The sequence below is a fragment of the Flavobacterium marginilacus genome, from assembly GCF_026870155.1.
Taxonomy (GTDB): domain Bacteria; phylum Bacteroidota; class Bacteroidia; order Flavobacteriales; family Flavobacteriaceae; genus Flavobacterium; species Flavobacterium marginilacus.
This window is the reverse complement of sequence record NZ_CP113975.1, coordinates 1,437,531-1,453,516: the sequence shown is the minus strand read 5'-3', so window position 1 is coordinate 1,453,516 and position 15,986 is coordinate 1,437,531. Positions and strand designations below refer to the sequence as shown.

At 34.4% G+C, this 15,986-nt stretch carries 12 protein-coding genes; 10 read left to right on the top strand and 2 right to left on the bottom strand.

Features of this window, described 5'->3' with window-relative positions:
* The first annotated feature begins 45 nt into the window (after positions 1 to 45).
* The 4 genes from OZP07_RS06330 to OZP07_RS22300 all read left to right on the top strand — a co-directional run bounded on the left by OZP07_RS06330 (position 46) and on the right by OZP07_RS22300 (position 2,720).
* On the top strand, positions 46 to 432 hold the full coding sequence (locus OZP07_RS06330) for a hypothetical protein (protein ID WP_194642146.1): 387 nt from the start codon (positions 46 to 48) through the stop codon (positions 430 to 432).
* A 112-nt stretch (positions 433 to 544) separates the two neighbouring features.
* A complete protein-coding gene (locus OZP07_RS06325) occupies positions 545 to 1,087 on the top strand; it encodes an IS1096 element passenger TnpR family protein (protein ID WP_194642144.1) in 543 nt (180 codons plus the stop codon).
* Positions 1,088 to 1,186: 99 nt separating this feature from the next.
* Positions 1,187 to 2,245 (top strand): nucleoid-associated protein, encoded by a 1,059-nt coding sequence (locus tag OZP07_RS06320; RefSeq protein ID WP_194642143.1) that lies wholly within the window; start codon positions 1,187 to 1,189, stop codon positions 2,243 to 2,245.
* Positions 2,246 to 2,477: 232 nt separating this feature from the next.
* Entirely contained in the window at positions 2,478 to 2,720 is a 243-nt protein-coding gene (locus OZP07_RS22300) for a DUF1660 family phage protein (protein ID WP_489886138.1), read from the top strand.
* Between the two features lie 45 nt (positions 2,721 to 2,765).
* Here the strand turns inward: OZP07_RS22300 and OZP07_RS06315 are convergent, their stop codons facing one another.
* Positions 2,766 to 3,833, bottom strand: a complete 1,068-nt coding sequence (locus tag OZP07_RS06315; protein ID WP_194642142.1) for a hypothetical protein — start codon at positions 3,831 to 3,833, stop codon at positions 2,766 to 2,768.
* 200 nt (positions 3,834 to 4,033) lie between these two features.
* On the opposite strand from OZP07_RS06315, the gene OZP07_RS06310 reads away from it, so the two are divergent.
* The 6 genes from OZP07_RS06310 to OZP07_RS06285 all read left to right on the top strand — a co-directional run bounded on the left by OZP07_RS06310 (position 4,034) and on the right by OZP07_RS06285 (position 13,798).
* Entirely contained in the window at positions 4,034 to 4,927 is an 894-nt protein-coding gene (locus tag OZP07_RS06310; protein WP_194642141.1) for an ABC transporter ATP-binding protein, read from the top strand.
* Positions 4,928 to 5,000: 73 nt separating this feature from the next.
* A complete protein-coding gene (locus OZP07_RS06305) occupies positions 5,001 to 5,837 on the top strand; it encodes an ABC transporter permease (RefSeq protein WP_281637681.1) in 837 nt (278 codons plus the stop codon).
* Positions 5,838 to 5,851: 14 nt separating this feature from the next.
* Complete coding sequence (locus OZP07_RS06300) at positions 5,852 to 8,191, top strand: T9SS type B sorting domain-containing protein (protein WP_281637680.1); 2,340 nt, start codon at positions 5,852 to 5,854, stop codon at positions 8,189 to 8,191.
* A 19-nt stretch (positions 8,192 to 8,210) separates the two neighbouring features.
* Complete coding sequence (locus OZP07_RS06295) at positions 8,211 to 12,692, top strand: T9SS type B sorting domain-containing protein (RefSeq protein WP_281637679.1); 4,482 nt, start codon at positions 8,211 to 8,213, stop codon at positions 12,690 to 12,692.
* 30 nt (positions 12,693 to 12,722) lie between these two features.
* Complete coding sequence (locus tag OZP07_RS06290) at positions 12,723 to 13,142, top strand: DUF2141 domain-containing protein (RefSeq protein ID WP_281637678.1); 420 nt, start codon at positions 12,723 to 12,725, stop codon at positions 13,140 to 13,142.
* Between the two features lie 86 nt (positions 13,143 to 13,228).
* The gene (locus tag OZP07_RS06285; RefSeq protein ID WP_194642534.1) at positions 13,229 to 13,798 is read left to right on the top strand and encodes a hypothetical protein; all 570 of its coding nucleotides are present in this window, start codon (positions 13,229 to 13,231) and stop codon (positions 13,796 to 13,798) included.
* A gap of 297 nt (positions 13,799 to 14,095) precedes the next feature.
* Here the strand turns inward: OZP07_RS06285 and typA are convergent, their stop codons facing one another.
* Positions 14,096 to 15,892: a translational GTPase TypA gene (typA, locus tag OZP07_RS06280; RefSeq protein ID WP_194642535.1), complete on the bottom strand. Its 1,797-nt coding sequence runs from the start codon at positions 15,890 to 15,892 to the stop codon at positions 14,096 to 14,098.
* Between the last annotated feature and the right edge of the window lie 94 nt (positions 15,893 to 15,986).

The window sequence follows — 15,986 nt, the reverse complement described above, 5'->3', positions numbered from 1 at the left end:
ACAGTATTTAAAATCAATTAACCTTTAAAATAAAAACCAAAAATCATGAACAAAAATTTAATTTTTATAGCATTCTTATTACTAGGATCAATAGGATATTCACAATCATTGGATTGCAGTAAGTTCAAAAACGGAAAATTTTATAATAAAAGTTTTCCTAGCTCCAATTTTGTCATTAAAGATACAATCGTGGAAGATTTTAACAATGATGATCTTTTTTTTACTTGGAGTATAAAATGGATAAACGATTGTGAATATGAAGCTGTCTGTACTAAAAGTACGACTGACTTTATTGCTGTTGGAGATAAAATGATTGTAACAATTACGAGTATAGAAGATGAATGCTTCGCTTTTAATAGAAAATTAATAGACAAAAAATTTGCTGATGGTTCGGATACAAAGAGTTTTTATAGTTGTATTAAAAAAGATTAAACAAAGTAAATTGAAATTACCATAACCAAAAATCTTTTCAACAAAACCCAATTCATAAATTTAAAATCTAAAATTAAACTTTACATTTGCTCTTTCAATAAAAACAACGATTATGGTTTATAAATTCAGAGTCATTCTAGATGCCGAGGAAGACATTTTTAGAGACATAGCAATACTTGCAGAGGACACTTTAGAAGATTTACACAACGCTATTTTCAATTCATTTGGTTTTGACGGAATGGAAGTGGCTTCTTTTTATACCTGCGATGAAACCTGGAATCAGGAAGATGAAATCCCAATGTTTGACACAGGCGATGTCCCAGGTCAGCAAAAAATCATGAGTGATTACCAATTGTCAGACATATTAGATGAAGAAAACACCAAAATCATATATGTTTATGACTTCATCAACATGTGGACTTTTCTAGTGGAATTAGCCGCAATTGAAGAACAGGCTGTAGGCCAGACTTATCCTGAAACTATATTCTCTCACGGTGAAATGCCAGACGAAGCACTCGAAAAAAACTTTGAGGCCGATGATATGCACAACGACATTTACGGTGAATTTGAAGATGATTTAGACGAAGACGATCTCGACATGTTTGAAGGAGACGACAGCTTTGAAGACTACGGGTTTGAGGAGAATTGGAATTAGAAAAAAATTACAAAAGAATCAAGAGCCAAGAGTAAAGACTTTAATTTCTGTCTTTTTTCTTGGCTCTTTCATCTATCATCTTTAATAATAAATAAAAAAATGATCAACTTATACAACACGCACATTGAAACGCTATCCATACACCGTGTGGGAAACATGAGCAGGAACGAACCTCTTTTTTTATCGGAAGAACCGTTTAAATTAAATGACGAAATCGTGCCTTTGATGAAAGAATTTTTCTTTAAGCCATTTAAGGAAAAAGAAGAAAACTACTTTCAGTTTGCTCATGAAGTAGATTTGGATTACAATGACATGTTTAAATATGCTAATGAAATTTTCAGTAATCCAAATTCTTTGCATGAGGTTTCAAAAAAAATCACCAAGCATCTTTTTGAGCAGTCAAACCACCCGCATATTAAAAATGGTGAAGTATATGTGACTTATTTGACCAATTTAAGCATTGACAACAATGTAGTTGATGCTATTGGTATTTTCAAAAGCGAAATCCAATCCGACTTTTTACAGTTTGAGGAAAAAGGAACGCAATTGGAAATGATTCTGCAGCATGGAGTAAGCTTAAACAAACTGGACAAAGGCTGTCTGATTTTTAATTACAAAAAAGAAGAAGGCTACAAAATTCTGTCTGTGGACAGCAACCGCTATGATGCTAGATACTGGTTAGAACATTTCCTTTCGGTAGATGCTTTTGAAGATGAAAATTTCATTACCAAAAAATACTTGAAATTCTGCCAAAACTTTGCCAAAGATGTTGTTTTCCCAGCCGAAGACAAAAAAGAAGAAGTAATGTTCATGAACCGTTCTGTGAATTATTTTGCAAAAAACGATCAGTTTGAAGAAACCAATTTCCTAAATGAAGTTTTAGACAACCCAGATCTGATTCCTGAATTTAAAAATTACAAAGTAGATAAAGGCGAGAAATACAGCATCGAAGATGTTACCTCCTTCCCTATTGCAAACGCAGCAGTAAGCGACGCTAGAAAATCGATTAAAAATGTAATCAACCTAGACACACATATTCAGATCAAAATGGATTTTATTAATCCGGACAGTGCCGAAAAATTTGTAGAAAAAGGCTGGGACGAAGAAAAACAGATGTACTACTATCTGGTTTATTTCAACAAAGAAGAAAAATCATAATTGTGGTTTTACGATAAAGAAAACTCATTAATAGAGATTCAATTTACAATCCCCAACTGTTTGATCAGTTGGGGATTATTTTTTTATAACAATAAATCATTTAGAGAAGAGTAAAAAAACTTTTCTGTAAGATTTAAGCTTAATTAATTAAAAAAATGCGCTTTTTGTCGATTTTATTTGAAAAATAACAAAATTTAACATATGTTTGTTTGAAACATATACCCCCCAGATTATGAGCTTCTTAGATTTCATGTCAAAATTTGTTGACAAAAAAACCGCCTGTTCCATTTTTGGACATAAAATAGTGACTGTCAGAAACGTAACTAATCATTTTAAAGAATATAAATGTACAGTTTGTCAAGTAGAATTAACAAACGATCTGCAGGACAAAAAAACATTTTTAACTCCACAGTTAAAAGAAATAAATGAGACTTTATCAAATCATTTCAATAGAAAGAATTTTTCTTCTCTGTAATAGTTTAGGTAAATTTAAAAAACAATATTGAAAGCATTTTTAATTTTAAAAATTGCTGTCAAAAATATTGGTGTTTTTAAAGTTTCGAGTAATATATTCAAAGGCTGCTGCCATAACTTTACCCATAGATTTTGCTTTTTTAAAATTAAGATCCAGCGTGTAGTTATAAAGCTCTATTTTTAGACGCTCCAGATTTTCTTCTGTTGAAATAACATCATCAGCCATTACTTCCATTAGCCGCTCTGTTCTGCTCCCTGCAGAAATAATTCTTTTTGCAAGTAGTGCTCTTTCCTCATATTTATACTGCTCGATGGAATTTATCTGAAGTTTATCCTTTATCATCATTACCATCGGATAATTTTCTTTGAAAAACTGAGGACGATAGACCTTTAAATTGCCTTCAAAACATTGCTGATCAAAATCAATTGCCCTAATTTTATAAACAACCTGATCAAAATCGTGAATTGGAATTACAACGTAGTTATAAGCTCTCATATCTCCCAAAAGGCGTATCATGCTTCGCTCGTTAAACTTCACAAACTCCTTTGAAATTTGAGCCTTTTCAGTTTCGCTGCACTTTTTTAGATTTTCCTTAATAAAAACATCACCGGCAATTCCCATAATGTGCTCTTCGACCAAAGTGTCATTATAAATAAGATAATTCATTTTGTCTGGCGACAAAAGATGCTCTAATTCCAAACCATAAATCCTTGATGCATCTGCCTTTTTCACATAAAAATGAGTGTAATTGTCATTTAGTATATTTCGGACTTTTATTCTAAAGGGTTTTGAGTTTCCAAAAGTGCAATAATCAATACAGTCAACATTTAGATATTTTATAATATTGGAATTACCATCAGAATGCAGAAGCGAATAAATTTTCTTCAATGTCAAATCAATATCAGCTCGCTCAAATTCGTTATAATAAACACGAATCCACAAAGTATCCACATCATTCTTGTCATAAACATTTATAGCTCCAGAGAAACGCAATAAATCACCGTATACAATGGGGACTTTCGAAATTCTATCGTATCGTGCCAGATAATTTAATAAATTGCTATTTATTGGATAGGTAGGTTTTTTAAAAACCATTAACTTCTCATCACTCATTGTAAATAAATTTATTGCAAATTTACATTAAAACCCTTGCATATTGAAGGAGTTAGGACTATAATAATCATAAAAAACTCCCAATAAAAGATATTCTGCCAATGACTCTAAAACAACATTTCTTTCCAGAAAATATTTTATTTCAGTTACTTAAGTAACAAAAAACAAACTAGGTCGTCCTATAAAAAAAACGATATATTTTGGAAACAATTCTTTCAATTCAGAATCTTAACAAGCGCTATGGAAGTCTTCAGGCTCTAAAAAATGTTTCATTAGAAATAACAAAAGGCAATGTTTATGGGCTTTTGGGCCCTAACGGGAGCGGAAAGTCAACTACTCTGGGCATCGTTCTCAATGTGGTGAACAAAACTTCGGGAGAATACAGCTGGTTTGGCGGTAATCTTGAAACACACGAAGCATTGAAAAAAGTAGGAGCCATTATTGAGAGACCCAACTTTTATCCCTACATGACTGCCGAGCAGAACCTGAAATTGGTCTGTAAAATAAAAAACACTGATTATTCCAAAATTGATGAAAAACTGGAATTAGTAGGTTTATCCGAAAGAAAAAACAGTAAATTCAGCACCTTTTCATTAGGTATGAAACAGCGGTTAGCGATTGCTTCGGCGTTGTTAAACGATCCCGAAATTTTGATTTTGGACGAACCCACCAACGGATTGGATCCGCAGGGAATTCATCAGATCCGAGATATTATAAAACAAATTGCTTCAAAAGGAACTACCATTTTACTGGCTTCACACTTATTAGACGAAGTCGAAAAAGTATGTTCGCATGTTTTGGTTTTAAGAAAAGGCCAAGTACTTTATTCCGGTCCTGTTGACGGAGTTTCGGCAAATGAAGGTTTCTTTGAATTACAGGCAGATGACATCGATAATCTAATACAGGTTTTACAAAAACATCCTGCAGTAGACAAAATAACAGCAGCCGACACAAAAGTTCTGGTGTATCTAAAAAGCAAATTAGAATCAAAAGACCTGAATCAGTATCTGTTTGCAAATAATATCTGTCTGAGCCATTTGGTAAAACGCAAAAACAGTTTAGAAGAACAGTTTTTAGAATTAACAAAACAATAGCAAAAGTCAATGGCAATTTCAATTAAAAAAACAACAATCTTATAGCCTATCTAACAATCTAAGCTGTCCAAAAATGAAACGATTACTCTCTATAGAATTACAAAAAATCTGGCTGAACAAAGCCAGCCGTATTTTAACCTTAACTTACTTCATATTACTTTCATTCATTGCTTTGATAGCTTCTATCAAATTTGAAATTGGGCCTCTTCATTTTCAGGTTGCCGAAATGGGCATTTTTAACTTCCCTTACATCTGGCATTTCAATACGTATGTTGCTGCCATCCTTAAGCTCTTTTTGGCTATCATAATTGTCTCGATGATGGCAAATGAATACAGCTATGGTACCTTAAAGCAAAACCTGATTGACGGATTAAGTAAAAAAGAATTTATCCTTTCAAAATTTGTAACCATAGTTCTGTTTGCATTATGTTCAACTGTTTTTGTTTTTATAATGACGCTAATTTTAGGCTATAATTTCTCGTCTTATACTGAATTAAGCATTGTTTTCTCAGATCTGGATTATCTCTTAGCTTTTTTTATAAAGCTGGTTGGTTTCTTCTCTTTTTGTCTGTTCTTGGGAATATTGGTAAAAAGATCTGCATTTGCTTTGGGCTTCCTTTTGGTTTGGAACATAATTGAAGGAATCGCGAAGGGAATTTTGTACTTTCGTATTTTTCCGGAAGGCAAAACTGCTAATTATATTACACAGTTTTTCCCTTTGGAAGCAATGTCAAACTTAATTGTTGAGCCTTGGACCAGAACCTCCATCGCTAAAACAATCGGAACTCAAATGGGAGTCGAAAATATCAAAGATTACAGTGTCCCATTTTCGGCAGTTGTGATAGTTATATTCTGGACAGTTATTTTTTTATTGTTATCTTATAGAATCTTAAAAAACAGAGATTTGTAGTATCTTTGTATACCATGAATCCTCCAAAATTATTAGCAACAGCTATCCTTTTGTTCAGCCTGAGTTTTACAAATGCTCAGGTTATTACAGTAGACGACACCAAAACTGCACAGCAATTAATTGAAAATGTTTTGGTGAATAGTTCATGTGCCAATGTTTCTGGATTTAATGCAAGCGGTAATACTTTTACTCCCGGACAAAAAAGCTACGGATATTTTAATGCCGGAAACAGTAATTTTCCGCTTAAAGAAGGCGTATTACTAAGCACTTTCAACAGCAAAACCGCTATAGGTCCTTATGTAAGCAATCAAATTGGCGGCGGTAATAAATCATGGGCCGGGGATGCCGATTTAGATAGAATACTGGGGATAAAAAGTATAAATGCAACAGTAGTTGAATTTGATTTTGTACCCTTAACCAATTTTATCAGCTTCAATTATATTTTTGCTTCAAATGAATATCAATCTTATTTTCCTTGTGAATTCTCAGATGGTTTTGCTTTTTTAATTAAAGAAAAAGGAAGTACAGATGATTATAAAAACATAGCGGTTATTCCAGGAACTGCTGTTCCTGTTTCTTCCAAGAATATCCACCCCGTTATAAATTCAGTTATAGATTCGCAAAACATCACGCACCCAGGCTGTAATTCAATTAACGAAACGTATTTTAATGGCTTTAACAACACAGCAAGCCCGGTCAATTATAGCGGACAGACTATAAAACTGAATGCTCAGACGGAAGTAACGGCAGGGAAAATTTACCATATAAAATTAGTAATTGCCGATGACGGCCCCGAATATTATGATTCGTCCGTTTTTCTGGAAGCAGGAAGCTTTTCGGCCAAAATGGATTTAGGCCCAGACCGCACCGCTGCCAGCAGCAGCCCTATTTGTTTTGGCGAAAACTATCTGCTCGACACTAAACTATCTCCAAGTTATACATTCGAATGGTATAAAGACAGCTCTCCTATTCCAATTCCTGGAGAAACAAAACCATCGCTTACTGTTACTGATACCGGCACTTATAAAGTAAAAGTCACTTTATCTCCATCAGTTTGTACTGCCGAAGATGAAGTAAGAGTGGAATATGCTCCGCAAATCGTTTTAAGCGATGCAACCTTATACCGATGTGACCCTGACGGCGATGCACTTTCTGTATCTGATATAACTGCAGCAGATAACATCATTAAAAACAACGACCCTAAACTGACAAAACTAGTCTATTATAAATCATTATCGGATGCCCAAAATGAAACGAATCCAATTCAGAATCCAGCAGTCTATTCAAGTTCAGTAGCAACTGAAACTTTATATGCTCGTGTGAGTAATGCTTTTGGCTGTACCAAATATGCTCTTTTGAATATAGTACTGCCCAATAACCCCATCTCAACACAAAACCCAATCGAAAGCTGTGATACCGATAACTCTCAGGATGGAATGACACAGTTTAATTTGAATGTCCAAATCACACCACAATTAATGAATGGACTGCCACAAGGACTTACCGCCGAATATTACCTAACACAAAACGATGCCGTTTTGCGGAAAAACCAATTACCCAATCTTTTTACCAATACAGTTCCGTATCATCAAGTCATTTATGCCCGTATCCTAAATGGTCCAGGTGATTGTTATGGAATCACTCCCGAAACACTTGTTGTAAACACTTTTGATCCTCCCAATTTTCAGGACTTAACAACAGGACTGTGTGACGGCTCCAGCAAAGACCTAACAGTTGACAGCGGGTTTTCCAGCTATTTATGGAATACTGGCTCTACAGCTAACACAATAAACGTGACAGCCGCAGGAGAATATACTGTCACTGTGACAAACTCAAGAGGCTGTCAGAAAACAAAAAAATTCATCGTAAAGCCATCTGGAATTGCAACAATTACCGATGTAAAAGTTAATAATTTTTCCGATGCCGAAAATATGGTTACAATTCACTATATTGGCAATGGTAATTTTGAATTTTCATTAGACGGAAATTTTTATCAGGACAGTCCCATTTTCAATGGCTTAGAAGCAGGAACTTATTGGGTATCAGCAAGAGACAAAAACGGTTGTGGCACAGCTCCATTATATAAATTTTATGTACTTGATTACCCTCGTTTTTTTACCCCAAACAATGATGGTTATAATGATACCTGGAAAATAAAAAATTTAGATATACTCCCAAAATCTGCCTTAACTATTTTTGACCGCTATGGAAAACTAATAAAACAGCTGGATGAAACAGGCAATGGCTGGAATGGCACCTATAATGGAAAAGAATTACCTGCTGATGATTATTGGTTTGCGATAAATTTCGCTGATGGAAAAACAATGAAAGGACATTTCTCTTTAAAGAGGTAGTTTAAAAATATTTATTCTGATGAAAAAAAAATTACACTTATTTTTTATTCTATTAACCATAAACTGTTTTTCCCAATTTAGTAAAACCCATTATATACCGCCTTTAGTTGCTGCACAGGCATTAGCAGAAGATCACTATTTATACATTTCGACACCCAGCCTTGTAAATGTCAATTTTAAAATCATAGCCAATGGCGGAAATGTGGTTTCTGGAACCGTAAACAGTACAAATCCTTATCGTTACAGTATTGGAACCGGTGATAATACCCAATTATTTACTCCTGCTGTAATAACAGGAATCATAGCAAATAAAGGTTACATAGTAGAAGCTGAAGACTTAATATATGTAAGCGTCAGAGTCAATTCTGGTTTAGGAAATGGCAGCTACAACCATGCCGGAGGTTTGGTTTCCAAAGGAAATAGCGCATTGGGAACCACATTTAGACTAGGCGCCATGCTAAATCCTCTTCTTGATCCAACATTACTAAACTTTGCCTCAATACTTGCTACCGAAAACGGGACAAAAATTACCATTTCAAATCTTCCAGTCGGAACCAGACTATTAAATATGCCATCTGTTACCGGTCCAATTACTGTCACTCTTAATAAAAATGAAAGTTATGTCCTTGCATTACAAAATTATTTTGATGATGGCCTCACATCAAATAGTTCAAAAATAATTGGTGCATTAGTTCAATCAGATAAACCTGTTGTTGTAAACTCAGGTTCATTTGGCGGCAGCAACAGTAAAGAAGTACGAATCCAAAATGGAGTGAGTCTGCCTGTAGGAAGAGATGTAGGTTTTGACCAAATTGTACCCTTAGAAAAAACTGGGAAAGAATATATTTTTGTAAAAGGAATTGGAACAAATGAATTGGAACGTGTTTTATTGATAGCCCATTCAGACCAAACAAAAATTTTTCTAAATGGAGATACAGCAACTCCAATTGCAACACTCAACAGCGGGGAATATACAGTTTTAGACGGAAGCCAATTTATAGACGGCAATATGTACATTACTTCAACCCAGAATATATTTGCCTATCAAAGTATCGGAGGATCAGCTTCGCCAGCCAATCAAAACTTATTTTTTGTCCCTCCGATTAATTGTTCGACTCCTAATACTGTAGATAATATCCCCCAGATTCAAGCTATTGGAAACTCAACTCTAATGGGGGTTTTAAACATTGTAACAGAAGCCGGAGCTTCAGTTTCTTTAAACAATGTGCCTATTACAGATCTGCCAACTGCTATTACAGGAAACCCAAATTTTGTTAGATACACCGTAAACAGTTTATCAGGGAACATTGCTGTAAAATCAACCAAACAGGTGTATGTTTCTTATTTTGGAACTAATGGCGCAGCAACCTACGGAGGTTATTATTCAGGTTTTGATTTAAAACCCGAAATTGTTTCAAGCAAAATTTCACTCACCACTTCTTCCTGTATCCCAAATGTTTCTTTAAAAATAAATACGTTATCGTCATACGATTCTTTCCAATGGTATAAAGATGATATTGCAATTCCTTCGGCCAACAATAATGCTTATACTCCTGCTGCTCCTGGCTTTTATCAGGTAAGAGGAAGTATTTCGGGTTGTGTCAGTGATGTTTATTCTGATAAAATTCCTGTGAGCGAGTGTCCAATAAATAACGACAATGATTTAGCAAATGATAACATCGATATTGATTACGACAATGACGGAATATTAAATTGTACCGAGTCCTATGGTAATCAAAACATTGACATCAGTAATCCTCTTTTTGGTACTGTTACAGTGGGAACTTATTCAAACTCTTTTACAGGCTCGTTTGACAATACCCCGCCAGAAGCAGCAATACCATTTCAAGGAAATTCAGACGGCAGTTTTGTGACTGAAGTTATGGCTGGAAAAGGATTTTCCGTTGCTTATAATTTGAGTTTTACAAATCCAATAAACCTTAGTTTGGAATATGTTTCAACTGCAAATACAGAAGATTTACTGAATACAGATTCTGAATACATCATCAATTCTGACATAGATAAAACCGTAACTGTTTTGAATCCTACTAATCAATTACTGATTGATACCAATTATGACGGGATTTATGAAAGTGGCGTAACACAATTTTCTTCTTTTGAAATTCGTTTCAGATTAAACGGAAATACTCCTCTTCAAGCAGGAACCGGAACTTTCTCTTTTCAGTCCTATCAAACCAAATCCTTTAAAATTACCCATAAAAATCTTCTGGATACTGTTGGAAACAAAGCTGCTTTCAAACTTATTGCAACCTGTATTCCTATAGACAATGATGGCGACGGTATTCCAGACCAATTGGATTTGGACTCAGACAATGACGGCATTCCAGACAGCATAGAAAACCAAAAAAAACCAAAAGCATTATCAAATACCGACACCAACCTAAACGGCCTGGATGAAATTTTTGAACCTGCAGATAGTCCAATTGATACGGATAATGATGGCGTAGCCAATTATTTAGATCTTGACAGTGATAATGACGGAATATATGACTTAATAGAATCAGGTACTATCAAAGCTATTGACGCTGATAAAAATGGAATTTTAGACCCTACTTCTTTTGGTACAAATGGATTGGCCGATTATTTAGAAACAAGTGCAGACAGTGGTGTTTTAAATTATACAGTTGCAGACACAGATGCCGATGGCATAAAAAACTATACCGAAACAGACAGCGATAATGATTTATGTAATGATGTAATTGAAGCAGGATTTTTGGATGCAAATGGTGATGGAATTTTAGGTTCAGTTGTTCCTCCTACATTTAATACTAATGGAAAAGTTACCAGCGGAATCGGTTACACCATTCCAAATAATAATTATATCATTTCTGCTCCAATTGTAATAACTTCACAGCCATTAGCCAGTCCAGCATGCGAATTTCAAGATGCTAAAATCAAAATAACAGATAATGGCGGTAATATCTATCAGTGGCAATTATCTACTGATGGTGTGAACTGGAACAATCTTGCTAATAATGCTGTCTACTCTGATGTTACAACAAACACCTTAACAATAACCAAGACTGCAAGTATAATGAGCAGTTATAAATACAGAGTACAATTAAGCAGAACCGGCAATTCCTGCGGGTTAACTTCTGCTGCTACTTCATTAACAATTTATGCATTACCAACAGTAAAAGATGTGACACTAATACAATGTGATGATGACACTGATGGCATTTCTAATTTTAATATAACCGAAAAAAACAGTTTTATTTCAGACAATTATGCCAATGAAACTTTTAGTTATTATACCACTTTGACAGGGGCTAATACAAAAGATACAAATACACATATAGCAGATCCTATTGCTTTTACAAGTGCAAATAATACTATCTGGGCAAGAGTAGAAAACTCGAATGGCTGTTTTAGAACAGCACAACTAAGCCTGATTGTCTCTACCACACAAATCAGCTCTTCTTACAAAAAAATTATTGAAGTTTGTGATGATTTTATTGATACAGCAAATGATGATAAAGATGGTATAGCCACATTTAATTTTAGTGCTGTAGCCACCGACATTAAAAACCTGCTGCCTTCTCCTTCCACAAACTACACTATCAAATTCTATGCGAATGAAATTGATGCGCTGGCGGAGACCAATATTATTCAAAATTCATCCAGTTATAGAAATACAACAGCAAACCAGCAGGATATTTGGGTACGTGTAGAGAGCAATTTAGACAATGCCTGTTTTGGACTAGGTCCTTACATCACTCTCGCTGTTACCCCTAAACCTAATATTAAAATCAACGGAAATAAAGATGATAATCAATTAGTATGTTCTAATTTACCGAGTTTTTTTATTACTCTCAATGCTGGAATAACAGATAACACACCAACTAGTAATTACACTTATAGCTGGTCAAAAAACGGTGCAATAATTCCAAACGAAAACAACTACACTCTTGATGTCAATGAAGAAGGTATTTACACAGTAATAGTATCTACCCAGAAAGGCTGTGACAGAACACGTAATATTACTGTTAATGCTTCAGATATTGCGCATTTGGATTCGATATCAATTTCAGATTTATCCGATTCAAACAGCGTAACAGCAAATATTTCCGGGCAGGGTGATTACGAATACAGCATTGATTTACCAACCGGACCTTTTCAGGAATCCAATTTCTTCGACAATATTTCACCTGGAATTCACGACCTCTACATTAGTGATAAAAATGGGTGCGGTACCATTAAAAAAACTATTGCTGTACTAGGTATCCCAAAATTTTTCACTCCTAATAATGATGGTTATAATGACTACTGGAATATCAAAGGAGCAAATGAAACATTCAATTCAGGCGCGCAAATTTTCATTTACGACCGATTTGGCAAGTTAATCAAACAGGTTACTGCTTCAGGAAATGGCTGGGACGGAACTTATACAGGAAATCCAATGCCAGCCGATGATTATTGGTACACCATAAAATTGGAAGACGGACGCGAGGCTAAGGGCCATTTTTCTTTAAAAAGATAAACAATCGCTTAAATATAAAAATCAATAATCATGATAAAGTTTTTCGCCATAGGCTTATTATCAATTAGCAGCTTAGGATTTGCTCAAAATTCGAACCTAACCATCAATGTTTCAGTTTTAAAAAACAATACCGGAGTGCTGACAGCTGAATTATACAATACGAAAGAAAAATTCCTCAAAACATCTTACAAAAAAGGTTCTGTCACAATAAAATCAAATACAGCTTCAATTATTTTTTCTGATATTCCTAAAGGAGAATACACTGTTATGGTATACCACGATGAAAACAATAATGGCAAACTAGATAAAAGTTTCATAGGGATGCCTAAAGAACCCGTTGCCTGTTCCAATAATGCCAAAGGTTTTATGGGACCTCCAAAATACGATGATGCAAAATTTACCGTGTCAGCCGATACCAAAATAACTATTAAAATGACTTCGGCGCATTGAATTGCTCCAATTGATTAGTTGGCAGTAATTTTACCTCAGAATCTTAAATTTAAAACATTCTAGTCATTTTTATAATACAACATGAAATGAAAAATAATAAATTGATTGTAGTCTTGTTTTTCTTAATTCCTTTTCTGTGTTTTTCTCAATCAAAAAGAGAGGATGAAAAATATATAAAGGAAACTCAAAAACTTTTATCCGATTTAATAATTCAAAATAAAATTGAGCCTCAATCGGTTTTAAATAATATAGCTAGAGCTAATCTATATGGTTTAAAAGATTGTTTTGATAACTCGTTTATTAATTTAGCAGGACTAAATGATAATGAAGTGTCACAAGTAAAACTTGAAATTTATTCCCAAAATATTTTTAAGTGGACTAACGAATATGTGCCAAACATAAATATCGTTGAAGCATCAGAAATAAACAAAATTTTTGAAGATGATAAAAATGGTTGGAAGAATTTCAGAAAACAATATGGAAATTATTCAATAGTAAGCTTTTCAAAACCAATTTTCTTGAGAAATTATGAAATTTGTATTATTTCATATTCAGTAACTTATGATTATTTAGGCGGTTACGATGAGACAGCTTGCTACAGAAAACAAAATGGCGTATGGGAAGCCTATGGAATTATATGCGGTGGTATGTCATAAAAACTACTACCAACAGATACTACAATGAGTTTAGCCAATAGGCTTAATAGAAGATAGTTTTTTGAAGAATAGTATTTTTAGAATAACAGCAAAAATGCAAAATCTCCCTCTTTAGCCCCGATTGCAGTGAAAATCCTTGTGTGCCGGGTTCAGCCCGCAAGATTGCAGCGGAGCGGGACCAATCTTTCTAAAAATGCCCAATCTTTCTGCTCCTAAAAAATAATCAAACGCCTTTAAAAACAAAAATCCCAAATTCCGATGGAATTTGGGATTTTTAATATTGAAAATTTAAATCTTTTAGATTTTAAATCTCTTTCTATCAGTTTCTGTCAAATAGATTTTTCTCAAACGAATAGATTTTGGAGTAACCTCTACATATTCATCTTTTTGAATGTATTCTAAAGCTTCTTCAAGAGAGAAAATGATTGGCGGGATGATTCTCGCTTTTTCATCAGCTCCAGAAGAACGAACGTTAGATTGTTTTTTCTCTTTAGTTACGTTTACACACATATCATCACTACGAGAGTTTTCTCCAATTACCTGACCTTCGTAAATTTCGGCATTTGGTTCAACAAAAAACTTACCACGATCCTGTAATTTATCGATAGAATAAGGAATAGCTTTTCCTTTTTCCATAGAAATTAATGATCCTTTGTTACGACCTGCAATTTCTCCTTTGTAAGGCTCATATCCTATAAAACGGTGTGACATGATCGCTTCACCAGCAGTAGCAGTAAGCAATTGATTACGTAATCCAATAATTCCACGTGATGGAATATTAAATTTAATAATCATACGCTCGCCTTTTGTCTCCATACTCAACATTTCACCTTTACGAACAGTTACGAATTCAACTGCTCTACCTGAAAGATTTTCTGGTAAATCGATTGTCAATTCCTCAATTGGCTCACATTTTTTACCATCAATTTCTTTGATGATAACTTGTGGCTGACCAATTTGTAACTCATAACCTTCTCTTCTCATTGTTTCAATAAGAACAGATAAGTGAAGTACTCCACGGCCAAAAACCATGAATTTATCTGCAGAATCAGTTTCACCTAACTTCATCGCTAAGTTTTTCTCTAATTCTTTTGTCAATCTTTCTCTAATATGACGAGAAGTTACAAATTTACCTTCTTTACCAAAGAATGGAGAGTCATTGATAGTAAACAACATACTCATTGTAGGCTCATCAATAGCGATAGAAGCTAAACCTTCTGGGTTTTCGTGATCTGCAATAGTGTCACCAATTTCAAAACCTTCAATACCAACTACTGCACAAATATCTCCTGCAATTACTTCTGTAACTTTTTTACGTCCAAGACCTTCAAAAGTGTGTAATTCTTTGATTCTTGATTTTGTTACAGTACCATCTCTTTTTACCAAAGATATTGGCATACCTTCTTTCAAAATACCTCTTTCTAAACGGCCAATTGCGATACGGCCTGTAAAAGCTGAGAAATCTAAAGATGTAATCAGCATTTGAGGAGTTCCTTCAGATACTTTAGGAGCTGGTACATTTTCTATAACCATATCCAACAATGGCTCAATGTTTTCTGTTTGGTTTTCCCAATGATCAGACATCCAGTTATTTTTAGCTGAACCGTAAACAGTTGGAAAATCTAACTGCCATTCCTGAGCACCTAATTCAAACATTAAATCGAAAACTTTTTCGTGAACTTCTTCAGGAGTACAGTTTTCTTTATCTACTTTATTGATTACAACACATGGTTTCAATCCTAAATCGATAGCTTTTTGCAATACAAAACGAGTTTGTGGCATTGGACCTTCAAAAGCATCCACCAAAAGACAAACTCCATCAGCCATATTCAATACACGCTCTACTTCTCCACCAAAATCGGCGTGGCCAGGAGTGTCAATAATGTTGATTTTTGTTCCTTTATATTGAACAGAAACATTCTTTGAGGTAATGGTAATACCTCTTTCACGCTCTAAGTCGTTGTTATCAAGGATTAAGTCACCTGTGTTTTCGTTATCACGAAATAACTGACAGTGATACATAATTTTATCAACCAAAGTTGTTTTACCGTGATCGACGTGGGCAATAATTGCAATGTTTCTAATAGCTTCCATCTGTGAATTTTAATGGGTGCAAAGGTACACTTTATTTTGATATAAAAAATCTTTATGCAATAGTTTGCTATTTTGTTAACACATAAGCAGTTAA